We start from the raw sequence: 25,213 nt of genomic DNA, 5'->3' as shown, positions 1-25,213 counted from the left end.
ACGCCACTCAAAATCGCTGAATCCAGCATCTTCAGGTTGTTTGGATATTGAGAGATTATTGAATTCGTTGAAGCAGTTGGCTGTATCGACCACCCGTTTCTTTCAGGGTTTGATGAGAGCCCTGTTCGATAATCCGCCCTTCATCCATTAAACATACCTTGTCCATTTCGGTCAGCCCCACCAGACGGTGGGTAATGAACAGTACGGTTTTGCCTTTGGCATGCTCCAGAAGCAAAGCAAGGATCTGTTGCTCTGTTTTTACATCAAGACCTTCCGTAGGCTCATCCAGCAGCAGGATAGGGGCGTCACGAAGAAGTGCTCTTGCGATGCCAAGGCGGCGTCTTTCTCCACCGGAAAGCTGACGACCTCCGTCTCCCAACCAGGTATCCAGGCCGGGACCTTCCAGCAAAGCAGAAAGACCAACCTGCTCAATAACGGAAATCAACTCGTCATCAGACGCATTTGGTTTCGCCATAGAGAGGTTATGGCGCAGCGCACCATTGAATACGTCTACTCGCTGACTGACGACAGCAATTGAAGTTCTCAGTGCGGATTCACGCCAGGTATCTAAAGCGACGCCATCAATGCTGATGCTACCTGATGATGGGTCCCATGAACGGGTGATCAACTGTAACAGGGTTGATTTGCCGCAACCGGTACGGCCCAATAGGGCCACTTTTTCTCCTGCTTTCACTGAAAGTGAAATGCCATTCACTGCAGGCTTCTCAGCGCCATAGTATGAGAAAGTCACTTCATTGAAAGCGATGTCACCTTTAGCGGTGTTGTTGTAACCCATAGGATCAAACGGCGTCTCAGGGTCTGCTTCAATGATTTCGTTTAGGCGTTTTGCAGAGGTCATTGTTTGGCTCAGGTACTGAAACGCACCAGCCACAGGCATCATCAATTCGAAGCTGGCCATGGTAGCGAATGCAACCATAGCAACATACGGATTTGGCAGCTCGCCACCAATACCATCAGCTGCAAGCCAGAGCATCAATACCAGTGTCAGGCCATTTGCTGCGAGCAATACACCGTTTGCCAGACCAGTGATACGTGCCATTTGTCTTTGTGATGACAACAGACGCTGCTCTGCTTCCACTGCGGCATCGCGATAACGATCAGCGGCGCCGAAGATTTGCAGCTCAGCATGACCCTGCAGCCAGTCCAATAAAGAAATGCGAAGTTGAGACTTGGATTGAGTGATTTCAACGCCGTGTGACCTACCAAGGTGGTAGAACACCACAGGCAGGACCAACATTAGCGACAGCAAGATGGCGCCAAGCGTTAAGCCGATAGCTGGATCAAACCAATACAGGAAGCCACTGATACCGAAAATCCCTAGCATACCGACAATCAGCGGGCTGACCAGACGAAGATAAACGTGATCCATCGCATCCACATCCGCCACCAGACGGTTAAGGATATCGGCGTCACGTAGGTTGCCGACTTTACCTGGGATCAGCGGCGTCAGTTTCTCAAAGAAGAAGATTCGAAGGTCTGCGAGCAGCTTGAAGGTGGCATTATGACTGACAACGCGCTCACCCCAACGGCCAGCTGTTCGGGCAATGGAAAATCCACGCACACCTGCTGCAGGAAGCATGTAATTGAAGTTTGCTGTCGTCAGCAGGCCTGCTACTGCAGATGCAGCAATGAACCAACCCGATAGGGTAAGCAAGCCAATTGCAGCAGCCAGCGTTGCGAAAGACAGCAACATGCCAAGTGACAGTCCAAACCAGTGCTTTTTGTAGAGTTTCAGGAAAGGAATCAAATCACGCATCGAGATCGCTCCTATCGACAGCTTGGATCATCTCGGCGAAGACCCCTTCATGTTTCAGTTGTTCGAAATTGCCTTGTTGTATCAATTTGCCTTGTTGCATCACCAGAATATTGTCACATTCGCCCAATTGGTCGATGCGGTGGCTCACCAGCAGTGTGGTGGTATCTTTGGTGGCATGGTCGAGGCTTTCCATTACCAATCTTTCGCTGGAAGCATCCAGGCTCGCGGTGGGTTCATCAAGCACCCAGAAACGCCCTTCCTGAAGCAGTGCTCTGGCAACGGCAATACGTTGTGCCTGGCCCACAGATAAGCCAGATGCACGATCTCCAACGGTGTGTTCCAGACCCTTTTCGAGACGCTGGATAAACTCGTTAGCGTAAGCCGCTTTGGTCACACGTTGTATTTGCTCATCAGTTGCCATAGGGGCTGCAAGACAAACATTGTCTTTCACTGAGCCGTGGAATAACTGCGGATTTTGGCCTACCCAGCTCACCTGCTTGCGCCAGTAAGCCAAATCGGCGTTCTTCAGCTCCAGACCGTTGATAGACAGGCTGCCACGATAAGGTAAAAATCCGAGGATTGCGTTAATCAGACTGGTTTTACCTGCGCCACTTTGGCCAACAAGCGCGACCTTTTGGCCTTCTCGAATTTCAAAGCTGATTGGACCGGCAAGAACGGCACCATCAGGGCTGAGCACTTCAAGGTCCGTCGCCTTAATAGTGATTGCTTCATCAGATACTTTTGCACTGCCAGACGCTTGGTGTTCTGGCGTAGAGTCGAGGAAGTTAACGATGGATTCTGCAGCACCAATTGCTTGTGCTTTGGCATGGTAGAAGGTACCCAAGTCGCGCAGTGGCTGGTAAAACTCTGGGGCCAGTACCAGAACAAAAATACCGATGAATAGGGTAATACCCATACCGTAATGGCCGAAACTCAGTTCGCCGATATAGCTGAAACCGAAATAGACCGCTGTCACCGCTATCGATAGTGCAGTGAAAAACTCCAGCACGGCGGACGAAAGGAATGCAAGTCGAAGCACTTCCATAGTGCGTTTACGGAAGTCCTCGGAGGCGATGCGAAGATGATTGCTTTCTGCTTCAGCCTGATCGAACAGACGAATAGTGGAAAGACCGCGTAGCCTGTCATAGAAATGTCCGGAAAGACGCTGTAGTGCTCTAAAATTGCGGCGGTTAGCGTCAGCGGCACCCATTCCCACCAAGGCCATAAAAAATGGCACTAATGGCGCTGTCACTAGGAAAATCAAACCTGCCGCCCAGTTCAAAGGGAATACGGCAATCAAAATAATGAAAGGGATAAGAACCGCAATGGCCATTTGTGGCAGATAGCGAGCGAAGAAGTCCTGCATTTCCTCTACTTGCTCGAGGATGAGGCTGGCCCATGTGCCTGCGGGTCTGCCTTGAATAGTGGCAGGACCCAACGTATGGAGTTTATCGAGAATCAGTCTTCGGATATGAAGACGGACAGCTTCCCCAGCGCGATAACCTGCTTGCTCTTTGCCCCAACTACATAGGGCTCGGATACAGACGACGATACCGAGAACAACGAAAGAGAGCCAAAGCTCTGATTTGTCGGTTTTCTCGATAATTAATTGATGAAGAATATTGGCGAGCAGGGCGGCCTGAGCAACAAGAAAAAGGCCAGACAAGAATGCCAGCCCAATTGCTGTCATAAGCCAAGTTTTGCCAAGCTTGCTTTGCCCCTTGAGCCATTGAGCGAGCGAGCGCTGTTTCTTTTTATCCATAGTACTTCATTGGTATTTTTATGTTACCGATACGAATGAACCGGGTGGGAGCGATCCCTGTGGCTGATATCGGTCTTTGGAAGGCTGAAATGGCAAAATGATAGGCCCGCATACAAACGGGCCTAACAGAAGTGGATTACTGGGTTTTAGCTTGTGCGTCCAGGAAACGCTCAGCGTCCAGTGCTGCCATACAGCCGGTACCAGCAGAAGTGATTGCCTGACGGTAAATATGGTCCATAACATCACCTGCAGCGAAAACACCTTCAACGCTGGTCTGCGTTGCGTTGCCTTCTAAGCCTGACTGCACCTTGATATAACCATTGTGCATGTCCAGCTGACCTTCAAAAATGCCAGTGTTTGGCTTATGGCCAATAGCAACGAATAGACCCATCACATCCAGCTCTTCAGTATTGTCAGATTGCGTGTCTTTAATACGAACGCCAGTCACACCCATGTCGTCGCCCAGTACTTCATCCAGAACACGGTCAGTGTGCAGAACGATGTTACCGTTCTCGACTTTATCCATCAGGCGGTTAACCAGAATTTTCTCCGCACGGAAGCTGTCACGACGGTGGACCAAGTGAACTTCTGAAGCAATGTTAGAGAGGTAAAGTGCTTCTTCAACAGCCGTGTTACCACCGCCAATTACGGCCACTTTTTGGTTACGGTAGAAGAACCCGTCACAGGTCGCACAAGCTGATACGCCGCGGCCTTTGAAGTTTTCTTCTGACTCCATGCCTAGATACTGAGCAGATGCACCCGTTGCGATAATCAGTGCATCACAGGTGTATTCGCCATTATCGCCTTTTAGGCGGAAAGGGCGTTGGGTCAGGTCAGTCTCATTGATGTGGTCGAAGAGGATTTCAGTATCAAACTTCTCAGCGTGCTCTTTCATACGCTCCATCAGTGCTGGGCCAGTTAGACCTTCAGCGTCACCCGGCCAGTTCTCAACCTCTGTCGTGGTCGTTAGCTGACCGCCCTGTTGCAGACCAGTTACCATCACTGGGTTCAGGTTAGCACGCGCCGCGTAAACTGCAGCGGTGTAACCAGCAGGGCCAGAACCTAAGATTAGAAGGCTTGCATGCTTTACGTTGCTCATTATTTCTCCGGGTGGATTTAGTGTTATGCAATGGAACCGATTGTAGGGAAATTGTAGAGCTAAAGAAAGGGCACCATGCGGTGCCCTTTATCGAAAAATGTTATCTGTTATGACCCTTCGATTAAGCCAGCGTGGCCTTTGGGTCAACATATTCCAGATCAAATGCTTCGGCGACTTCACGGATGGTGACTTTACCGTCAATCACGTTAAGACCGTTCAACAGGTTCTGATCAGAAAGCAGCGCGTCGCGATAACCCAAGTTTGCCAGTTTCACTATATAAGGAAGGGTGGCATTGTTCAGTGCAAATGTGGAAGTACGGGCCACTGCGCCGGGCATGTTTGCTACACAGTAGTGAACCACATCGTCAACAATATAGGTTGGGTCGGCATGTGTTGTTGCTTTCGAGGTTTCGAAACAGCCACCTTGGTCGATAGCAACATCGACGACGGCTGCACCTGGTTTCATTCGCTTAATGTGGCCTGCGTTTACCAATTTTGGTGCTGCTGCACCAGGGATAAGCACTGCTCCGATGACCAAATCTGCGGCGAGAACGTGTTTTTCAAGAATTTCTTCTGTTGAATATAAAACTTTTGCGCGTCCCTGAAACTCTTCGTCCAAAGCACGAAGTGTATCGATGTTGCGGTCTAAAATTGTGACATCTGCCCGCATTCCAACAGCCATTCTTGCTGCATTTGAGCCGACCACGCCGCCGCCTAACACCACTATTTTAGCGGGTTCAACGCCAGGAACACCGCCTAGCAGCATACCTGCGCCACCGCGCGATTTTTCCAACGCCTGTGCACCCGCTTGAATAGACATTCGTCCTGCAACCTCTGACATCGGCGCCAGAAGTGGCAATCTACCCTTAGAATCTGTTACGGTTTCATAGGCTATACAGACAGCTTTGCTCTTGATAAGGTCTTGTGTCTGTGGAAAATCTGGTGCAAGGTGCAAATAGGTAAACAATATTTGCCCTTCGCGAAGCATGGCACGTTCAACTGCCTGTGGCTCTTTAACTTTGACAATCATTTCAGCAGCTGCGAAGACATCTTCTGCAGTTGGAAGAATAGAAGCACCAGCCTTGATGTAGTCATCATCGCTGAAGCCGATACCCGCGCCCGCCTGGGACTGGACGTGAACAGTGTGGCCATGGGATATCAGCTCGCGAACGCTGGCAGGGACCATGCCTACACGGTACTCGTGGTTTTTGATTTCTTTAGGTACACCAATGATCATCCTGAATCCTCGCTTCTTTATAGAGTTATTGGCTGTTGTTTTGTAATATTGTTGTATTTAGAGCTAGTATAGTTCGCCAAAAGCCGGATTTGATGCTAAATATATAAAATATGTTAGAAAAAATGGCATTTAACATTGCAAGGAAGTAAAAAGGTGGAATAAAAAATGGTTGAAGCCAAAAAGAAACCCTCCAAGGAATTGGACCGTATTGACAGAAATATTCTTAATGAACTTCAGAAAGATGGACGTGTTTCAAACGTCGAGCTTTCTAAACGAGTAGGACTGTCTCCAACCCCTTGTCTTGAGCGTGTTCGTCGTCTCGAGAGGCAAGGTTACATCTCTGGGTATACCGCGTTACTGAACCCTCAATTTCTTGATGCGTCGCTGCTGGTATTTGTAGAAATCACCCTGAACCGTGGTGCTCCTGATGTGTTCGAACAGTTTAACAAGGCCGTTCAACAGCTTGAAGATATTCAGGAATGTCATCTTGTTTCCGGTGATTTCGACTACCTGTTGAAAACGCGCGTATCAGATATGTCTGCTTACCGTAAGCTGCTGGGTGAAACCCTGCTGCGTCTTCCGGGTGTTAATGACACCCGCACCTATGTGGTGATGGAAGAAGTGAAACAGACCAACCATCTGGTGATCAAAACGCGTTAACATGCTCACAGCCCGCGGACAAAGAGGGCTGAGATAAGTGTTATATTCTACAAACCGAGCAGCTTGCTGCTCGGTTTGTTTTTTTGTTTGGTGTACACTTTTGCAAAAGCATGGGTATTAACCCAGTATTTGCCCATCATTGAAGCGTTTTTCGTCAAATGGGCACAGGCAATCATAATGAATAATAAAGCCGCTCCAATCAGCCATAGTACTGATGGGTTATGAAACGATTTCAGGGCTTAAAGTTAGAAAGATAGGTGATAATGGAGTTCTTCTTGCGCCAGGAGCAGAAACAGACAGACACCTCACGTCGATTGAACGGAAAACAACGTTTGAAAGAGAGCGCACTGATCATTGCGCTGCTGTCTGCTGTGTTCTTCCTAGTATCTCTGCTCAGTTACGATTCATCAGATCCATCATGGTCTCAGACTGCATGGGATGGTCCAGTACAAAATGCTGCGGGCAATGCTGGTGCATGGGTAGCTGATACCCTGTTTTTTGCATTGGGTACGCTTGCTTATCCACTTCCTTTTCTCTTGCTGCTTGGTGGTTGGGTTTTCTTCCGTCGCCGAAGTGAATCAGAACCACTGAACTACACCATTCTGGCAACCCGAATCCTCGGTGTTGTGCTGCTGCTGTTAACCAGTTGTGGTTTAGCGGATCTCAACTTCGATGACTTCTGGTTCTTTTCATCTGGTGGTGTTGTTGGCGACGTGCTGACTGAACTTTCAATGCCTCTGTTTAACCTACTGGGGACAACGCTGGTCTTTATGTTCCTGTGGGCGGCGGGTTTTACCCTATTCACTGGGATTTCATGGCTGACAATTGTCGATACGTTAGGTGAAAAAACACTGTCAGCTATTACTTGGCTGGTGAACCGTGCCCGTGGTGATAAGCCGCAAATGATTGGCTCAACCGTTGATACATCAGAGTCCGCCGAAGAGGTGGACGAATCTGATCCCCTATTTGCTAAGCCCGCAGCGAAAAAACGGGAACTTGCAGATGTCTCTCTGCTGAACAAAGCGCAGCGTGTAGATGAAGGCGATGAAGATAACGTGGTTACTGTTCCGCCAGTGATTCATGCTGCGATGGAAAAAAATGCAGCCTTATTAGAACGCAAAGAGCCAGTGATGACATTGGAGCCAGAAATCGAAGAGCCTGTCATCGCGCCTGAGCCAAAGCCAGTTTTTGTCGGCAATAGTCAAGAAGCCGAGATAAATGATGACGCCGAAGTACCTGCTGAACCAGAGCAGGTCAACCAAACACTGATTTCGGAAACGGCTCCTGAAGAAGCTTTTTCAGAAGAGAGCATGACCGAGAGCGATGGTGCTCCTTGGGATGACGATGTCAACTTCGGTTCGACAGAGTCCGTTGTGATTGAAGAAGCACGTGAAGACATTGTGATTGGAAATACTGATGGCTTGTCTGAGCTTGACCGCGCTCAGGCAGAATCAGTGATTCCTGACGAAGAAGACCCATTCCTCGAAACTATTCGTGAAGCGCAGAAAAATGCGGCGGGTGCCGTGCATCCGTTTCTTATTAAAGATGAACCGAACCTGCCCAAGCCGAAAGAACCATTGCCGACTATTGATCTTCTCGATCCACCGCGTAACACCGCAACCCGTGCATCGGATGAAGAACTTCAGTATCAGGCTCGCTTGATTGAAACGCGCCTCGAAGAATACAAAATCAAAGTCACTGTGAAGGGGATTTTCCCTGGTCCGGTTATCACGCGCTTTGAACTTGAGTTGGCACCGGGTGTGAAAGTTAGCCGCATCATGAGTTTGTCAAAAGACATTGCCCGTTCGCTATCAACCAGTGCAGTTCGTGTTGTTGATGTGATCCCAGGTAAGCCATATATCGGCCTTGAATTGCCGAATACCAGCCGTGAAACCGTGTTCATGTCAGAAGTGGTGGCGAGTGAGCGCTTCCAGTCTTCGAAATCACCGCTGTCAGTCGTTCTAGGTAAAGACATTGCCGGTGAAGCGATTGTGACGGACCTTGCCAAAGCGCCACACATGCTAGTGGCTGGTACAACAGGCTCCGGTAAATCCGTCGGTGTAAACGTGATGATCGTCAGTATGCTCTATAAAGCGGGCCCGGATGATGTCCGTTTCATCATGATTGACCCGAAAATGTTGGAACTTTCAGTTTATGAAGGTATCCCACATTTGTTGACCGAAGTGGTCACTGACATGAAAGACGCCGCCAACGCGCTTCGTTGGAGCGTGGCGGAAATGGAACGTCGCTACAAGCTGATGTCTGCACTAGGGGTCCGTAATATTGCGGGCTACAACGACAAGATTCGTGAAGCTGCTGAGGCCGACCATCCGATCCCTGACCCGCTTTGGAAGCCAGGCGACAGCATGGATGAAACCGCACCAGTGCTGGAAAAACTGCCTTACATTGTTGTGATTGTCGACGAATTTGCAGATTTGATGATGGTAGTGGGCAAGAAGGTAGAAGAGTTGATTGCGCGTCTTGCCCAAAAGGCTCGTGCAGCAGGTATTCACCTTGTGCTGGCTACACAGCGTCCATCTGTGGACGTGATTACAGGTTTGATTAAAGCAAACATCCCAACCCGCATGGCGTTTACAGTATCAACCAAAACAGACTCGCGAACCATTCTGGATCAGGGCGGGGCGGAATCCCTGCTTGGTATGGGTGACATGCTGTTTATGCCAAACGGTTCAAACCATCCGGCACGTGTGCATGGGGCATTCGTGAATGATGATGAAGTTCACCGCGTGGTCAGTAACTGGAAGGCGCGTGGTAAGCCACAGTACATCTCTGAAATTACCAGCGGTGATCAGGGCAGCGATGGTTTGTTGCCGGGTGAGGCTCCAGAGGGCGGGGACGGCGAAGAGCTAGATCAGCTTTTTGACCAAGTCGTTGAGTTTGTGACCGAATCTCGCCGCGCATCAGTCTCAGGAGTACAACGCCGCTTTAAAATCGGTTATAACCGAGCCGCGCGCATTGTTGAACAGTTGGAAGTGCAGGGCATTGTCAGCCCGCCAGGCCATAACTCGAATCGTGAGGTGTTGGCACCGCCACCACCGCCAAGAGATTGATTGGAATTAGAATGAAAAAAATGTTGTTCTCTTTGCTGTTGGTTGCTCCTGCAGTGTTTGCAAACCCGCAGCAAGAACTGAATTCTCGCTTGTCAAAGCTCAACAGCTTCACGGCGAATTTTGAACAGACCGTTACCAGCCCGGAAGGGGACGTGATCAGTGAAGGCGAAGGCAGCCTGGCCATGAAGCGCCCAAATCTGTTCAATTGGGAAACTGTCACGCCGGACGAAAACTACCTGATTTCAGACGGTGAAACGCTGTGGTATTACAGCCCCTTCATTGAACAAGTCACAGCTATGCGGCTGGACGATGCGACTTCACAGACGCCATTTGTTCTGCTGACCCGCAACAATCCAAGTGATTGGGAAAACTACAACGTTAAGCAAGAAGGTGATACTTTCACCTTGTCTCCAAAAGAAGCCTCAAACTTGGGGGAATTTGTTGTTAGTGTGAAAGCTGACGGCAAAATTACCGAATTTGCTGTGGTGGAGCAGGACGGCCAACAAAGCCGTTTTGAGTTGGATGATGTGAAGAACGTGACACCCAAAAACTCGCTATTCAGCTTTACTGTTCCAGAAGGTGTTGAGCTGGACGACCAGCGACAGTAATCAGAGAAGGCTAATTTGAGTAACCTCAGTCTGGATTTCGCGGACGACTTTCGCCCCTTGGCCGCGCGCATGCGGCCAACCAATCTCGCCGAATACATAGGCCAAAAGCACCTCCTCGATGAAGGTAAGCCACTCCGTCGTGCACTTGAAAGTGGACAGTTGCACTCGATGATCCTTTGGGGTCCACCGGGTACGGGCAAAACCACGTTGGCGGAAGTGGCAGCCGGTTATGCCAATGCTGAAATTGAGCGGGTATCTGCGGTTACATCCGGTGTTAAAGATATTCGCCTCGCGATCGACAAGGCTAGGGAAAATCAGCTGGTAGGTCGCCGCACTATCCTGTTTGTGGATGAGGTGCACCGCTTCAACAAAAGCCAGCAGGACGCTTTTCTGCCGCATATCGAAGACGGTACCATCACCTTTATCGGTGCGACGACGGAAAACCCGTCTTTCGAATTAAACAACGCTCTTCTCTCCCGTGCCCGTGTTTACAAGCTTAAGTCTCTTGATACGGATGACGTGTTGGAAGTGATCGACCAAGCGTTGTCTGACACAGAACGTGGATTGGGAGCTGAAAATCTGGAATTCGCCGAGGGTGTAAAAACGCAACTGGCGGATTTTACCTCTGGCGATGCGCGAATGACGCTGAATTATCTCGAACTTCTGTCAGATATGGCAGAATCAGATGCCAGCGGTAAAAAGCTGATCACCTTGCCGTTGCTTGCCGAAGTAGCGGGAGAAAAGATTGCCCGTTTTGATAATAAGGGTGACCTTTGGTACGACCTGATTTCTGCTTTCCACAAGTCTGTCCGCGGTTCTGATCCAGATGCCGCCTTATATTGGTATGCCAGAATTATTACGGCTGGTGGCGATCCGCTCTATGTTGCCCGTCGATTGTTGGCAATTGCTTCAGAAGACATTGGCAACGCTGACCCGCGTGCAATGGAAATTGCGATTAATGCCTGGGACTGTTTTACCCGTGTGGGGCCGGCCGAAGGCGAGCGTGCGATTGCCCAGGCTACCGTTTACATGGCTTGTGCGGCGAAAAGTAATTCAGTTTATGTGGCATGGAAAGCGGCTTTGCGCGATGCAAAGATGCACCCTGATTACGAAGTGCCTAATCATCTTCGTAATGCCCCGACCACATTGATGAAAGAAATGGGGTATGGCGATGGGTATCGGTATGCCCATGATGAGCCAAATGCCTATGCGGCTGGTGAGAGCTACTTCCCTGAAGAAATGAAAGGCACGCGATACTACCAACCAGTAAATCGTGGTATGGAAATCAAAATCGCAGAAAAGCTGGCGTTTCTTGAGCAGTTGAACGCAAATAGCCCTCGAAAACGCTAGGAAATAAAGGTCAATTTGGGTATTGTTTTACCCAATAAATGTGGTGGTTAAAGTCACCCATCTCAGGAAGAAAAATCCTTTCAATTTGACGTTGCCATAATAGTGCGTGGCAGCGTCAACTTCTTTTAAGGCACTGTTTAACGATTCACAGGATTAACATGCTGGATTCAAAACTACTTCGTACCGAGCTGGACGCAACAGCTGAAAAACTGGCACGTCGTGGCTTCAAGCTTGACGTTGACACTCTCCGCAATCTGGAAGAAAAGCGTAAATCGCTGCAAGTACGCACCGAGGAGCTGCAAGCTGAGCGTAATACACGATCCAAGTCCATTGGTCAGGCGAAGGCGAAAGGTGAAGATATCCAGCCACTGCTGGCAGCGGTAGAAAACCTAGGCGATGAGCTGAACAAAGCAAAAGCTGAACTGGCAGAGCTTCAGGACCAACTGAACGATATCACGATGGGTGTGCCAAACATCGCTGATGATGCAGTGCCAGTAGGTAAAGATGAATCTGAAAACGTAGAAATTTCTGTTTGGGGCGAGCCTAAAACTTATGACTTCGAAGTGAAAGACCACGTTGATCTGGGCGAGCTGACAGGCGGTCTGGATTTCGCAAGCGCAGTGAAACTGTCTGGTTCACGTTTTATCGTGATGAAAGGTCAGATGGCGCGCTTGCATCGTGCCATTTCACAATTCATGCTGGACTTGCACACTACCGAGCACGGTTACACCGAAATGTACGTGCCTTACTTGGTGAATGCAGACAGCCTGTTTGGTACTGGTCAGCTGCCTAAATTTGGCGAAGACCTGTTCCACACTCAACCTGCGACCGAAGAGGGCGTGGGCATGTCTCTTATTCCAACCGCTGAAGTGCCACTGACCAATATGGTACGTGACACTATAGTGGAAGAAGCTGAACTGCCTATCCGAATGACAGCTCACACGCCATGTTTCCGCTCAGAAGCAGGTTCATATGGTCGTGATACCCGTGGTCTTATCCGTATGCACCAGTTCGATAAAGTGGAACTGGTTCAAATCGTGAAGCCTGAAGATTCAATGGCAGCACTGGAAGAGCTGACTGGCCATGCTGAGAAAGTTCTGCAACTGCTGAATCTGCCTTACCGTAAGGTGATCCTGTGTACTGGTGATATGGGCTTTGGCTCAACAAAGACTTACGATCTGGAAGTTTGGGTACCAGCGCAAGGCACTTACCGTGAGATTTCGTCTTGTTCAAACATGGGCGATTTCCAAGCACGTCGTATGCAGGCCCGCTTCCGTCGTAAGGCTGAGAAGAAACCGGAATTGCTGCACACACTCAACGGATCAGGATTGGCGGTCGGTCGTACCATGGTAGCAATCCTTGAAAACTACCAGTTGGAAGATGGTCGTATTGAAGTGCCAGAGGTACTTCGTCCTTACATGGGTGGCCTCACTCACATCGGTTAATACAATCGAAATATAAAAAAACCGGCCGTCATGGCCGGTTTTTTATTTAAAACAAAAAATTACCCTTTTCGTGGTGTCCATTTATTAGTACAACTAGTTTGAAGAGTCATACTTAATGAGTGACATATTAATACACCTTAATTGACGAAACTTTTTTCATAATATCGAGAAACAATCAGGTAAATCATCAAGTTAATAAAGTATTAATTAAATTGTGGTTATTTGTTTGCAACCTTATCATTTCCTTCCTGTTTATTCGTCTACTATTACTTATTAGAAATCGTCGCAACTAAGAAAGGGTAGTGTCGTATGCGAGTCAATAATCCTGTAACGGATAAAGAAATAAAGTTCCCCGCCGATTACAATTTGCTCTCAACAACCGATCCACGCGGTATCGTTAAGTACGCGAGTAAGGATTTTTGCGAAGTGGCGGGCTACACGTTAGACGAAATTGTGGGTCAACCACACAACCTTGTTCGTCACCCCAGCATGCCGCCTGCAGCATTCCAGAACATGTGGGACTTTATCAAAGCCGGTAACAATTGGATGGGCTTAGTAAAGAACCGCACTAAAAACGGCGATTATTATTGGGTAAATGCTTTTGCTTCCCCTATCAAACAAAATGGCCAGATCGTCGAATTCCAATCTGTACGAACGACGCCTGATCGAAAAGCGGTCCAACGAGCAGAAAAAGTCTACCCACAGCTTCTCGCTGGTAAAACACCCTCAGCGCTAAAAATGCCGCGTACCCGTATGTGGCAACGTGCAGCAATGTGGTTTGTCCCTGGTGCAATTCTGGCTGGTGCGGCAGGCTTCTTTGCTGGTTTTGCAGCGGCGATTGCGGTGCAATTTGTTTTCTCTATTGTGGCGATGTTCATGCTGACGCGCCGCCTGGAGAACGTCACCAAGCTGGCGAAGGAAGCATACGACAACCCATTGATGGAATTTCTTTACAACGGCGCGATAGATGATGTTTCTGAAATCGAGCTGGCACTCAAAATGCGTGCGGCCGAGATTAATGCTGTTGTGGGGCGTATTCTCGACGGTAGCGACCAAGTTCTCAATGCTGCCAGCAACGCTAAAGCAAATGGTGAGCGCACTGCCAGCAATCTTGAAAACCAGAATGCGGAAACTGAGCAGATAGCAGCGGCAATTAACGAAATGTCTGCAACAGCTAACGATATGTCCGGCAATACACAGAGCGCTTCAGATGCAGCGACAGAAGCACAGGATGCCACCCTCACCGGTATGGAAACGGTTGGTCAGACTGTCGATGCTATTCAGAACCTTGCTAAGCAGCTTAGCGACGCATCAAGCGTGATATCCGAGCTTGAAGAACACGGCAAGCGTATTGGTTCTGTGTCTGATGTTATCCAGGGTATCGCTGAGCAAACCAACCTTCTGGCACTCAACGCCGCCATTGAGGCTGCACGTGCCGGTGAGCAAGGCCGTGGTTTCGCAGTGGTGGCGGATGAAGTACGTGCGCTCGCACAACGTACACAAGAATCCACGTCTGAAATCCAGGATGTTATCTCCCTTATTCAAAACGGAACGCAGCAAGCGGTGGACGCAATGGCGCGAGGTACCACCTTATCAGGTGAGTGTGTGACCAGCGCAGAAAAAGCGGGTGATGCGCTTCGCCGTTCACAGGAATTGGTGTCTGACATCAATGACCGTAACCATCAGGTTGCAACAGCGGTTGAAGAGCAGGCCGCGGTTTCTAATGAAATGAACGGCAATATCCAGTCTGTGTCTGAACTCTCTCACCAGTCACTGAACATTGCGCAAGAAACGGTTCAGGAAGCAGATAGCTTAGTGAATGCACTAACAGCGCAGAAACAATTGGTTGCACAGTTCCGACGTGTAAGCTAACGTGGAAAATAAGTAAAAAACCACCTGTACGAAAGGTGTTTTGAAGCGGCTCCATCTAAGGGAGCCGTTTGTGTTTTTGTTTCTTAGTTAACGCCATTTGGCGTAGTGCTCCTCATTGGCAACTTTGTACTCGTTTCTCACGTATCTAAGAATTGTCTCTTCGTCCGTATCTAATGAGTCAGCAAAGTACTCCTGCGGGTATTAGGTGAAGACGGTAACTAGCAAGAGCCCTTTGCGGGCTTAGCCCAAGGTTAAGGTGTACCCCCTTCTATAAGAGGTAACCCCTAACTGACAACTAAAAAGGTCAGCCCAAAGGCTGACCTTTTTGTACTTGATTAACGAGCTAACTGGCTTTCATCGGCAGGGCCTTGAGTTCATCTTTAGCCTTAACTGGCTCGTTATCAGTAGTACGGACAATCAACTCACGGTCAAAAAGGTGAAGAAGAATAACGCTTAAGTCCTGACTGATTTTAATCAGTGAGGAAGCTGGAATCTCTTCTTCTGTAGAGCGGATGACGGAGTCGAAACGGTTGTCCACACGATCGAAGGCCAGTGTTGCATCACCACTCGACATTAGAGAAAGCTGGTGCATACGTTTTTGCAAAATACGGCTTTGTAGGTTCACTGATTGCCATGCGGCCGTTTTCCCTTCAGCAAGGCGCATTACAGCCTGCTCATAACGCAGTTGTGCTTCTTTAGTGTCAATCCAGGTTTGCCAGAATGCCTGATATTCTTCGTAGGTTGCATCCATTGTGCCTTCTGCCAGATAAGAGCGTGTTACTTCGTCGATGATGTATATCAGATGGTCTGACGCTCTGTGATGGATAGCATACCAACCTGCTTTTGTTTGGTTGGGCAGTGATGACAGTACCTGTTCCATGCGTGATTTCAATACCCGGAATAAAGGGCGTTGGGGGTTGTTACACTCAGTTAGCAACTGCTCACAAAACTCTTCAATCTCTTTGCGAGCTTTGCTGGCTTGAGGTGACTGGGGGCAGCGAATATAGCGGGTATTGTGGTCGTGAAGCATCCAAAGCAGTGAACGAAGATCACTGATTTGAGAGCGATAATGGTCGCGACGGGATTGCTGAGAGCTCGACAGACCCTTTGTCATGCGAACTAACCAGTTTGGAGTGATGATAGATAACAGTGCCATAACTTGTTCCTCTTTCCTGAGTGCCTGAACAAGTAGTGCAGTGTGTGTGCCAAATTAAAAAGTCTTAATAAACAATTAGATGTGATTTTTTGCCGAAGTTTCTGAACAGCAATGGCGCATAAACTAACCAACATGGTGCAAAAGTGTGATGAGGGTCGACAAAATACTCCCTTGGGTGCACAAACAAAAAAGGAGCCAACAGGCTCCTTTTCAATTTCCACAGCGCGATCACATCACGCGCATACCAGCTTGTGCACCCTCATGTGGCTCAAGCAGCCACAGATCTTTGCCACCTGGGCCAGCTGCCAGAATCATGCCTTCTGACATGCCGAACTTCATCTTACGCGGTTTCAGGTTAGCCACCATGACAGTGTATTTTCCAACCAGATCTTCTGGGTTGTACGCAGACTTGATACCGGAAAACACTTGACGGGTCTCACCACCAATATCTAGCTGGAATTTCAGCAGCTTGTCAGCTTTCGGAACAGATTCGCAAGAAATGATCTTTGCGATACGCAGGTCCACTTTCGCAAAGTCACCGAACTCTATTTCATCCGCAATAGGATCTTCTTCCAAAGGACCTTTCGCTTTTTCAGCCACCGCTTTCTCGGCTGCTGCATCTTCTTTAGATGCTTCAACCATCTCTTCAACTTTCTTTGGATCTATGCGGCTGAACAGTGCTTTAAATGCTTCAACTTTGTGAGCAGTCAGTGGTGTCGCGATACCTTCCCAACTCAGGGTTTCGTTCAGGAAGGCTTCCGAACGCTCTGCCAGTTCTGGCATCACTGGTTTCAGGTAAGTCATCAGTACACGGAACAGGTTGATACCCATGGTACAAATTGCTTGAAGCTCAGCGTCTTTGCCTTCTTCTTTGGCGACGACCCAAGGTGCTTTCTCGTCAACGTATTGGTTTGCTTTGTCAGCCAACGCCATGATTTCACGGATTGCACGGCTGAATTCGCGGTTTTCGAACAGCTCACCAATACGGCTAGCTGCAGACGTGAACTCTTCATAAAGCGCTGGTTCTGCGCATTCTGCAGACAGCATGCCGTCGAAGCGTTTCGCAATGAAACCTGCGTTACGAGATGCAAGGTTAACCACTTTGTTGACGATGTCAGAGTTAACGCGCTGAACGAAATCTTCCAGATTTAGGTCAAGGTCATCGATGCGGTTATTCAGTTTGGCTGCGTAGTAGTAGCGCAGGCATTCTGGGTCAAGATGCTTCAGGTAGGTGCTTGCCTTAATGAAGGTACCTTTTGACTTTGACATCTTTGCGCCGTTAACGGTTACATAACCGTGGACGAATACGTTGTTTGGTTTACGGAAGCCCGCGCCTTCCAGCATGGCTGGCCAGAACAGGCTGTGGAAGTAAACGATGTCCTTACCGATGAAATGGTAAAGCTCAGCGTCGCTGTCTTTGCTCCAGTATTCGTCGAAATCGACATTGCCATTCTTATTACAGAAGTTCTTGAATGAACCCATGTATCCAATTGGCGCGTCCAGCCATACATAGAAGTATTTACCTGGTTCTTCCGGGATTTCAAAACCGAAGTAAGGTGCGTCGCGGGAGATGTCCCACTGCTGCAGGCCAGACTCGAACCACTCGTTCATCTTGTTCGCCATTTCTTCCTGCAGCGCACCAGACTTGGTCCATGCTTTCAGCATGTCTTCAAACTGTGGCAGGTCAAAGAAGAAGTGAACAGAATCTTTCAGTACTGGTGTTGCGCCACTTACTGCTGATTTAGGGTTAATCAGTTCAGTTGGGCTGTATGTTTCACCACAGTTATCGCAGTTGTCACCATACTGATCTTCAGACTTACATTTCGGGCAGGTGCCTTTTACGAAACGGTCTGGTAGGAACATTTCTTTCTCAGGGTCAAACAGCTGAGAAATCGTACGGCTATTGATGTAGCCCTTGTTCTTCAGTTCGGTGTAGATGTAAGACGCCAGCTCGCGGTTTTCTTCGCTGTGCGTGCTGTGGTAGTTGTCAAAGCTGATGTCAAAGCCCGCGAAGTCTGCTTCGTGTTCTTTCTGCATTTCAGCGATCATGGCTTCAGGATCAATACCCAATTGCTGAGCTTTCAGCATGATTGGCGTACCGTGTGCGTCGTCTGCACAGATAAAGTTTACAGTGTTGCCACGCAGGCGCTGATAACGCACCCACACGTCTGCCTGAATATGCTCGAGCATATGACCCAAATGGATAGAGCCATTCGCATAAGGCAGTGCACAGGTAACCAGAATTTTACGTTGGTTTGCAGCCATAATTTAGATAGTTCGCTTTTGACAATTGAATCGAATGAATGGCGCAAATCTTACCTGATCAGGCCCAGAAAACATAGTTTGAAGCGCTTGAGAGACAGAGAAAATGGTCATCTGTGACAGTATCGAATACCCCTGCTCTCGAAAGGGTGTGAAATCGTAAAAAATTCATTAGGCTAGAAGCATCATTACTGAAGAGTGCATGTCCTATGTTTTTCGGCCGCAATAAGAATTCACAAACTGACTTAGATACCGTGAAAACGTTCCTTAATCAATTTACCCACATTTCGCTCGTTGAAGGCTGGGCAGACAGACAAGGCATGGTGACTCAAGCAAAAAACGGAGAGTTAAAAGTCTCGTTTCCCTTTGCTGCATCTTCTTTGATTGAAGCATTAAAAGACTGGATTGAAGCTCAGAAAGCTGCGGGTGAGGATGTGCCAACGCTAGTCATCGAGCAGAAAGTTGCGCCACTCAAAGCGGGCGAAAAACCGCTTATTAAAGGGGTAAAGAATATTGTTGTTGTGAGTTCTGCAAAAGGCGGCGTAGGTAAATCAACAACATCAGTGAACCTTGCGCTAGCCCTTCGTGCTCAAGGAGCCAAAGTCGGTATTCTTGATGCAGACATCTATGGTCCCTCGCTGCCAATCATGCTGGGTACCAAGGGCAAACAGCCAACGACATTGGACGGCAAAACCATGGAGCCAGTTGAAGCTCATGGTCTTTTCAGTAATTCCATCGGTTATTTAGTGCCGGATGAGAATGCCATGGTTTGGCGAGGACCAATGGCATCAAAAGCCTTCGCGCAACTTGTGAATGAAACGCATTGGCCAGATGTGGATTATCTGGTAGTTGATATGCCACCGGGTACTGGTGATATTCAGTTGAGTCTTGCGCAGCAATTCCCCGTCACGGCAGCCGTCGTAGTCACCACGCCTCAGGATCTTGCTTTAGCGGATGCTATCAAAGGTGTAGCCATGTTTGAGAAGGTCGCGGTTCCGGTCCTCGGAGTGATAGAGAACATGAGCTACCATATCTGCAGTCAGTGTGGTCACCATGAGCCCATTTTCGGTCAGGGTGGGGCAGCCAAGATGGCGACGGAACACGGTTTGTCACTGCTCGCTCAAGTGCCGCTTCATATCAATATTCGTGAAGACATTGATGCCGGCGCGCCGACTGTTGCTAGTCAACCAGAAAGCGAACATTCGGCGGTGTATCTGGCACTGGCAGAAAAAGTCGCGAGTCAGTTATTCTGGCGCGGAGAGCCTGTGGCAGAAAAAATATCAATTACCACGCTTGGTGAGTAGCAAGTGAGTCGCTGACAAGTTTCACATTGAGAGCGAGAATTGCCGCGCAAATCGTATGCACAATGATGAAACAATGTACATCTTACTTTTAATTGAGACCCTTATCACACATTTAGATGGCATGAGGGAGGCCAACTCCCTATAATCATGCGGTTTATTTATCGCCAATTCTCCGGGTATTCATTTATGAGTGACAACAACCAATGTGTCATTATCGGTATTGCAGGCGCATCTGCATCCGGTAAAAGTCTGATCGCTAGTACTATTTATCAAGAACTAAAAGAAAAAGTTGGTGATCATCAGATCGGTGTTATCACGGAAGACCGCTACTATCGCGACCAAAGTCACCTCAGTATGGAAGAGCGTGTAAAGACCAACTATGACCATCCTCAGGCGCTTGACCACGATTTGCTGTGCAAGCACCTTCAAGACCTAACGGAAGGTAAAGAGGTTGAAGTCCCGCAGTACAGCTATGCTGAACATACCCGCATGGACGAAACCACCACTCTGACACCGAAGAAGGTGATCATTCTAGAAGGTATCCTTCTTCTGACCGACCCACGCCTTCGCGACCTGATGCATGCGAGCATCTTTATGGATACCCCACTGGACATTTGTCTACTTCGTCGCGTGAAGCGCGATGTTGCAGAACGTGGTCGTACCATGGAATCTGTGCTCCAACAGTACCAGCAGACTGTTCGCCCGATGTTCATGCAATTTATCGAGCCATCGAAGCAATACGCGGACATCATTGTACCGCGCGGTGGTAAGAACCGAATAGCGATTGATGTGCTGAAGGCTCATATCGCCAAATTACTGAAAGCATAAAAGAAAAGCCGGTTAAAACCGGCTTTTTTTATACCTGAAGTTAGTTAAAAATAAGCAAACTCTATTTTTCGAGGGAACGAGCGATGAGATTGAGTGACAAACACATCAGGGAGTACCTGGATGATGGCAAGATCATCATTGAACCGAGGCCAGCAGATGAAGCCATCTCAGGTGTCACAGCAGATGTGACCTTGGGGAACAAGTTTCGTGTCTTTAGTGAACATGGCGCTCCGTTTATTGATTTATCCGGCCCACGCGAAGAAGTGTCTGCACAGCTCGATAAAGTGATGAGCGATGAAATAGAGATTGCTGAAGGTGACGCATTCTTTCTCCATCCTGGACAATTGGCTCTGGCTGTAACTCATGAAGTGGTGACCTTGCCCGATGATATTGTGGGCTGGTTAGATGGGCGTTCTTCACTGGCCAGACTTGGTTTGATGGTCCACGTCACGGCTCATCGTATTGACCCTGGTTGGCAAGGCAAGATTGTTCTGGAGTTTTATAACAGCGGCAGATTGCCGCTCGCGCTTCGTCCTGGCATGCCAATCGGTGCTTTGAGCTTCGAAACGATGAGCAGCCCTGCGGAGTGTCCATATCACAAGCGGCAAAACGCCAAATATAAAAATCAACAGGGAGCGGTTGCCTCAAAGATTGATGAGGATTAGTTGAACACTGGCGCATGGAAAATGGCTGAAATTGCTGGATTTAATGCAGAAATTTTATTCATGTTTCGATACTCTCGACCGCATCTCAACAGGAAATGTACATCATCATGAAAAAGCTTCTCTACATACTACTTGGACTTGTGCTGCTGGTTGTGGTGGCCATTGGTGCCATCGTCGCATTCATCAACCCCAACGACTTCAAACCCCTGATCACTGATGAAGTGAAAAAAGCAACGGGGCGTGAGCTGGTTATTGATGGAGACATCAGCTGGCGATTTTGGCCAAGCCTGGGTCTGTCTGTTGAACAACTGGCGTTTAAGAACCCGGAAGGCTTTGCAGAGCCGGACATGCTCAAACTGAGTAAGGCTGAGCTGTCAGTGGCTGTCATGCCGCTACTTTCTGACACGCTGGATATCGGCCTTGTTAGTTTGCACGGTGCGCATGTGTTTATCCAAACCCTGCCAAACGGTGTCAGTAACCTTGATGGTCTTAGCGGTGAAACCGGGGCTGAAAGTACTACTGCCGGCAAAGCCGATCCTGCACTTGAATCTAGCGCACCAGCCAGCGAACCAGCAACGGCATGGACTATTTCAATTGGTGGTCTTGAGCTTCTGGATGCCAGCGCTACAGTGCGTGACGATAAAGCCCACACCAACAGTGAAATCAGCAAACTGAACCTGACCATTGGTAAACTGGAAACCGGTGTTTGGGTGCCGATTGAATTTGATGTGGAAGGCAAACAAAACGCGCTGATGTTTTCTGCCAAAGGTGATGCAGAAGCCATGATCGACAAAGAGATCATGAAGTCTCAACTGCGCACATTATCACTTGAAGCAAGCGCCAACGATGCAGCAACTCAACTGGAAACCTTCACGTTGAAAGCAGACCGTCTTGGCCTAGCTATTCCTATGGTGTTTGATTTTTCCGCCAAAGGTAAAGCCGCGGACATGTCGTTTGATGCTAAAGGCAAAACCACAGTCGAAGTCGACGAAGCCATCACCTTGATCACCGCAAAAGCGCTGGAACTGAATACGACAGTAGCAGGCAAGTCGTTGCCTCGCCCTGAGATGAAAATCAGTATGGGTGGCGATGTGACTTTTGATAACAAGGCACAGAAACTGTCACTGGAAAACCTGAAAGCGGCAGTAGACGAGCTGAACCTTGATGGTAAAGCGTCGGTTGCACTGGCTGATATTCCAGCTATTCGATTTGATGTCCACAGTCCTAAAATCAACCTTGATACGTTCCCAGGTGGTAATACAGCTGCAGATAAACCAGCAGCATCGAGTGGCTCGCAAGGCGGCGCTGCAGAAAAGCCTGCTGAGAAGAAACCGCTGAGTGATGTTGAACCTGATCTTTCTGCTCTGAAGGGATTGGATATCGCAGGTAAGATCACTATCGATGATTTCGTTGCCAGCAAGGTGCAAGTCACAGAAGTGATTGCAAACTTTGCGGTTAACCGTGGCAAGGTTAATGTCAAACAGTTCGATGCCAAGTTATACGGCGGGACAATCAAGGTGGAAGGCAAACTTGATGCGACCACTTCTCCTGCTCGTTATCAGGTGAAAAAAGACATCAAGAACGTCAACGTTCTTCCACTTCTGCAAGCTGCAGCAAATCAGGATATGTTGGCAGGTAAAGGCAGCATAGATGCAAATGTGAGTGGTGTTGGCCTGTCGGAAAAACGTCTGCGAACTGGCATAACGGGTACCGTGGCTATCAACTTTGCTGATGGTGCAATTAACGGCATCAACATTCCAGAGATGATCCGCGAAGCGAAAGCAACACTGAAAGGCAAGCGTGCTGAGTATGTTGAAGAAACCCGTAAAACGGACTTTAGTGCACTGACAGCAACCTTCAATCTTGGCAAAGGTATCGCATCTACCCGCAACATGAAGATGGAAGCACCAGCACTGCGTGTGCGTAGTGAAGGTCAAACCAACCTGGTGAAAGAAGACCTGGATTTCGAAGTGTTTGTCTCTGTAGTAGGCACCAGTAAAGGACAGGGCGGCAAAGACATTGATGAACTTAAAGATGTCACCATTCCAGTGAAAATCGGCGGCACTTGGACAGCACCAAGTTACAACCTAGATGTGAAATCCCTGCTAACCAGTAACAAAGTACTGGAAGAAAAAGCACGCAAAGAAGCAGAGCGTGGTTTGAAAAAGCTACTGGGTGACAAAGCTGAAGATGACAAAGTGAAACAGGCAGCAGACAAACTGCTCAAAGGTTTGTTCAACTAAAACGCCCTTTCGATACCAACCTGAAAGCCGCGTTCTGCGGCTTTCTTTTTACTCGTTTCACCAGATACTTAAGTTCAATATCCGTTGCTATACTCGATAAGTAATTGTCTCTAAAACAAGAACTCTCCGTTTGGAGTGGAGCACCCAATGAGAAAATACCTGCCACTGTTCTTCTTGCTGGCGATAGCACGAAACGCTTGGGCGAAAGATTCGTTCAATGTTTGCTGGAGCCATTATGTGGGATGGGAACCATGGGCGTACATTGAGTCCAGTGGTGCAATGGCGCGGTGGGGTGACAAGTATGACATTGAGGTGAACATCAAAAGAGTCGATGATTATGTGGACTCTCTGAAGCGTTTTTCTTCCGGCGAATTTGATGCCTGCACCATGACGCAAATGGACGCGCTGGCATTTCCGGCTGCTCAGGGTGTGGATACATCCGTGCTGATAATTGGTGACTACAGCAATGGAAATGATGGCATTTTGAGCCGCGAGGCTGGCAGTGTGACTGACCTAAAAGGACAGGATATCTTGCTGGTTCAATATTCTGTGTCACATTACTTGTTAGCAAGGGCTTTGAATAGAGCTGGTCTGAGTGAAGCGGACGTCAATTTAGTGAGCGTTCCTGACTCCGAGATACTTGATGTTTTCCGATCAGGAAAAGCACCCACTCTGGTAACTTGGAACCCTATCCTTAAAAAGGCACAGTCAGAAACCAAAGCCAAACTGATATTCGATTCCTCAGAGCTTCAAGGCGAAATTCTGGATTTGATGGTAACCAGAACGGATACGGATGACAGGCTAAAAAGAGCGCTGACAGGCGCTTGGTATGAAACCATGGAGAGCCTTAGAAACGAAGACATGTCTGTGGTTTCTTCCATGGCAGAAAGTGCCGGAACTTCAAGGGTTTCTATTCTTCAACAACTGGGCTCGACGAAAATGCTGTACAGCCCGAGAAGAGGCGTCAAGGTCGCTAACAGTAAATCGACAATCAATGCGATGGATAGAGTGCGGCAGTTTTGCTTTGAACACGGACTTCTGGGTGAGATTACTAACCTTGATGAAATTGGTATCTTATTCCCCGATGGCTCAGTGCTGGGTGATTCTACTAATATAAGATTCAGAATAGACAGCCTTTACATGCAGATGGCAGCTGAAAACCGACTTTAAAAAGGCAGACTTCCGGGTCTGCCTCATTTCTATTTTGTTAAGCTCTCGCTTTTTTCAATGACTTTTCCCGTTTGAGCATATCCTGCAAAGCTGCCAATAAATCAACAGCGGATAAAATGCCTACCAAGGTCTCTGTTTTATCAAGAACAGGCAGAGCGCCGACGTTATGGTCGAGCACTTTTTGGTTGGCTTTTGATAAGGTTTCGTAGGTGTGGCAGGTGATCACATCCGGTACCATGACATCACCCGCATTGAGGTCATCTGAAAGCAGGTAAGGGTGTCCGATGTCAGGCGCTTCATCGGCCCAGTTGGGGCGACGAAGTTGTCGGTCACTGATGATCCCCACCAATTCGTCGTTTTCTACGACAGGAAGGTGGCGAATGTCTTTGTCCCTCATGAGGAAATACGCTTCGCGCACTCCCATGTCGGGGCTGATGGTCACCAGTTTACGTGTCATGTAATCGGAAACTTTTCCCGGCATCGTGTAGACCTCTCCTCATTGTTTGGATTGACTCCTTTAAACCTACAAAAATAAGGACGTAATGTTGGGAGGCATCGCCCAGAAATCCAGTAGGAATAGATCTGCGCCAACACAGTTATTCGTTTCAATTTATGTATACGCAAACAACCTTAAGATGCAGGATTCAGCGAGATTGACTGGCGTTGTGATCGCGGCGTTCCTTTGCAGTTGTACTCATCTCCAT

The 25,213-nt window shown here is 48.4% G+C and carries 18 protein-coding genes; 11 read left to right on the top strand and 7 right to left on the bottom strand.

The window, feature by feature from the left end:
• Positions 1-55 precede the first annotated feature (55 nt).
• The 4 genes from cydC to ald all read right to left on the bottom strand — a co-directional run bounded on the left by cydC (position 56) and on the right by ald (position 5,875).
• The gene (gene cydC / locus K6Q96_RS11775; protein ID WP_251875944.1) at positions 56-1,777 is read right to left on the bottom strand and encodes a heme ABC transporter ATP-binding protein/permease CydC; all 1,722 of its coding nucleotides are present in this window, start codon (positions 1,775-1,777) and stop codon (positions 56-58) included.
• Positions 1,770-3,539 (bottom strand): heme ABC transporter permease/ATP-binding protein CydD, encoded by a 1,770-nt coding sequence (gene cydD / locus K6Q96_RS11770; RefSeq protein WP_251875942.1) that lies wholly within the window; start codon positions 3,537-3,539, stop codon positions 1,770-1,772. The genes cydC and cydD overlap by 8 nt, the downstream gene beginning before the upstream one ends.
• Positions 3,540-3,675: 136 nt before the next feature.
• A complete protein-coding gene (gene trxB, locus K6Q96_RS11765; protein ID WP_251875940.1) occupies positions 3,676-4,638 on the bottom strand; it encodes a thioredoxin-disulfide reductase in 963 nt (320 codons plus the stop codon).
• A 121-nt stretch (positions 4,639-4,759) separates the two neighbouring features.
• Positions 4,760-5,875 (bottom strand): alanine dehydrogenase, encoded by a 1,116-nt coding sequence (gene ald, locus K6Q96_RS11760; protein ID WP_062660850.1) that lies wholly within the window; start codon positions 5,873-5,875, stop codon positions 4,760-4,762.
• A 165-nt stretch (positions 5,876-6,040) separates the two neighbouring features.
• On the opposite strand from ald, the gene lrp reads away from it, so the two are divergent.
• From lrp to K6Q96_RS11730, 6 genes are all read left to right on the top strand, one after another.
• Positions 6,041-6,535 (top strand): leucine-responsive transcriptional regulator Lrp, encoded by a 495-nt coding sequence (gene lrp / locus K6Q96_RS11755; RefSeq protein ID WP_040528471.1) that lies wholly within the window; start codon positions 6,041-6,043, stop codon positions 6,533-6,535.
• 263 nt (positions 6,536-6,798) lie between these two features.
• Complete coding sequence (locus K6Q96_RS11750) at positions 6,799-9,606, top strand: DNA translocase FtsK (RefSeq protein WP_251875938.1); 2,808 nt, start codon at positions 6,799-6,801, stop codon at positions 9,604-9,606.
• Between the two features lie 11 nt (positions 9,607-9,617).
• On the top strand, positions 9,618-10,214 hold the full coding sequence (gene lolA / locus K6Q96_RS11745) for an outer membrane lipoprotein periplasmic chaperone LolA (RefSeq protein WP_251875936.1): 597 nt from the start codon (positions 9,618-9,620) through the stop codon (positions 10,212-10,214).
• A 15-nt stretch (positions 10,215-10,229) separates the two neighbouring features.
• A complete protein-coding gene (locus K6Q96_RS11740; RefSeq protein WP_251875934.1) occupies positions 10,230-11,564 on the top strand; it encodes a replication-associated recombination protein A in 1,335 nt (444 codons plus the stop codon).
• Positions 11,565-11,722: 158 nt separating this feature from the next.
• On the top strand, positions 11,723-13,009 hold the full coding sequence (serS, locus tag K6Q96_RS11735) for a serine--tRNA ligase (protein ID WP_251875932.1): 1,287 nt from the start codon (positions 11,723-11,725) through the stop codon (positions 13,007-13,009).
• A 309-nt stretch (positions 13,010-13,318) separates the two neighbouring features.
• Complete coding sequence (locus K6Q96_RS11730; protein ID WP_251875930.1) at positions 13,319-14,881, top strand: methyl-accepting chemotaxis protein; 1,563 nt, start codon at positions 13,319-13,321, stop codon at positions 14,879-14,881.
• 343 nt (positions 14,882-15,224) lie between these two features.
• Here K6Q96_RS11730 and K6Q96_RS11725 read toward each other — a convergent pair whose 3' ends face one another.
• A complete protein-coding gene (locus K6Q96_RS11725) occupies positions 15,225-16,037 on the bottom strand; it encodes a hypothetical protein (protein ID WP_251875928.1) in 813 nt (270 codons plus the stop codon).
• 228 nt (positions 16,038-16,265) lie between these two features.
• Positions 16,266-18,302 carry a methionine--tRNA ligase gene (metG, locus tag K6Q96_RS11720; RefSeq protein ID WP_251875926.1) on the bottom strand — a complete coding sequence of 679 codons (2,037 nt, stop codon included), beginning with the start codon at positions 18,300-18,302 and terminating at the stop codon, positions 16,266-16,268.
• Positions 18,303-18,508: 206 nt separating this feature from the next.
• On the opposite strand from metG, the gene apbC reads away from it, so the two are divergent.
• From apbC to K6Q96_RS11695, 5 genes are all read left to right on the top strand, one after another.
• On the top strand, positions 18,509-19,603 hold the full coding sequence (apbC, locus tag K6Q96_RS11715; protein WP_251875924.1) for an iron-sulfur cluster carrier protein ApbC: 1,095 nt from the start codon (positions 18,509-18,511) through the stop codon (positions 19,601-19,603).
• A gap of 186 nt (positions 19,604-19,789) precedes the next feature.
• Positions 19,790-20,431: a uridine kinase gene (udk, locus tag K6Q96_RS11710; RefSeq protein WP_251875922.1), complete on the top strand. Its 642-nt coding sequence runs from the start codon at positions 19,790-19,792 to the stop codon at positions 20,429-20,431.
• Positions 20,432-20,514: 83 nt separating this feature from the next.
• Positions 20,515-21,096, top strand: a complete 582-nt coding sequence (gene dcd, locus K6Q96_RS11705) for a dCTP deaminase (RefSeq protein WP_251875920.1) — start codon at positions 20,515-20,517, stop codon at positions 21,094-21,096.
• Between the two features lie 107 nt (positions 21,097-21,203).
• Positions 21,204-23,339 (top strand): AsmA family protein, encoded by a 2,136-nt coding sequence (locus tag K6Q96_RS11700; RefSeq protein ID WP_251875918.1) that lies wholly within the window; start codon positions 21,204-21,206, stop codon positions 23,337-23,339.
• Positions 23,340-23,486: 147 nt separating this feature from the next.
• On the top strand, positions 23,487-24,509 hold the full coding sequence (locus tag K6Q96_RS11695) for a putative urea ABC transporter substrate-binding protein (protein WP_251875916.1): 1,023 nt from the start codon (positions 23,487-23,489) through the stop codon (positions 24,507-24,509).
• Positions 24,510-24,546: 37 nt separating this feature from the next.
• Here K6Q96_RS11695 and K6Q96_RS11690 read toward each other — a convergent pair whose 3' ends face one another.
• Positions 24,547-24,990, bottom strand: a complete 444-nt coding sequence (locus tag K6Q96_RS11690) for a CBS domain-containing protein (protein WP_251875914.1) — start codon at positions 24,988-24,990, stop codon at positions 24,547-24,549.
• Positions 24,991-25,213: the final 223 nt, after the last annotated feature.

Origin of the sequence: Grimontia kaedaensis (genome assembly GCF_023746615.1) — a bacterium.
GTDB lineage: Bacteria > Pseudomonadota > Gammaproteobacteria > Enterobacterales > Vibrionaceae > Enterovibrio > Enterovibrio kaedaensis.
Note: the sequence above shows the minus strand (reverse complement) of the source record. Positions and strands in the feature narration are given on the sequence as shown.

Bases quoted from the DNA above. Each gene is read 5' to 3' on its own strand.
- cydD (WP_251875942.1), bottom strand. From the start codon at position 3,539: ATGGATAAAAAGAAACAGCGCTCGCTCGCTCAATGGCTCAAGGGGCAA.
- serS (WP_251875932.1), top strand. From the start codon at position 11,723: ATGCTGGATTCAAAACTACTTCGTACCGAGCTGGACGCAACAGCTGAA.
- K6Q96_RS11700 (WP_251875918.1), top strand. From the start codon at position 21,204: ATGAAAAAGCTTCTCTACATACTACTTGGACTTGTGCTGCTGGTTGTG.
- lrp (WP_040528471.1), top strand. From the start codon at position 6,041: ATGGTTGAAGCCAAAAAGAAACCCTCCAAGGAATTGGACCGTATTGAC.
- K6Q96_RS11725 (WP_251875928.1), bottom strand. From the start codon at position 16,037: ATGGCACTGTTATCTATCATCACTCCAAACTGGTTAGTTCGCATGACA.
- cydC (WP_251875944.1), bottom strand. From the start codon at position 1,777: ATGCGTGATTTGATTCCTTTCCTGAAACTCTACAAAAAGCACTGGTTT.
- K6Q96_RS11690 (WP_251875914.1), bottom strand. From the start codon at position 24,990: ATGCCGGGAAAAGTTTCCGATTACATGACACGTAAACTGGTGACCATC.
- udk (WP_251875922.1), top strand. From the start codon at position 19,790: ATGAGTGACAACAACCAATGTGTCATTATCGGTATTGCAGGCGCATCT.
- dcd (WP_251875920.1), top strand. From the start codon at position 20,515: ATGAGATTGAGTGACAAACACATCAGGGAGTACCTGGATGATGGCAAG.
- apbC (WP_251875924.1), top strand. From the start codon at position 18,509: ATGTTTTTCGGCCGCAATAAGAATTCACAAACTGACTTAGATACCGTG.
- K6Q96_RS11730 (WP_251875930.1), top strand. From the start codon at position 13,319: ATGCGAGTCAATAATCCTGTAACGGATAAAGAAATAAAGTTCCCCGCC.
- lolA (WP_251875936.1), top strand. From the start codon at position 9,618: ATGAAAAAAATGTTGTTCTCTTTGCTGTTGGTTGCTCCTGCAGTGTTT.
- K6Q96_RS11750 (WP_251875938.1), top strand. From the start codon at position 6,799: ATGGAGTTCTTCTTGCGCCAGGAGCAGAAACAGACAGACACCTCACGT.
- K6Q96_RS11695 (WP_251875916.1), top strand. From the start codon at position 23,487: ATGAGAAAATACCTGCCACTGTTCTTCTTGCTGGCGATAGCACGAAAC.
- ald (WP_062660850.1), bottom strand. From the start codon at position 5,875: ATGATCATTGGTGTACCTAAAGAAATCAAAAACCACGAGTACCGTGTA.
- metG (WP_251875926.1), bottom strand. From the start codon at position 18,302: ATGGCTGCAAACCAACGTAAAATTCTGGTTACCTGTGCACTGCCTTAT.
- trxB (WP_251875940.1), bottom strand. From the start codon at position 4,638: ATGAGCAACGTAAAGCATGCAAGCCTTCTAATCTTAGGTTCTGGCCCT.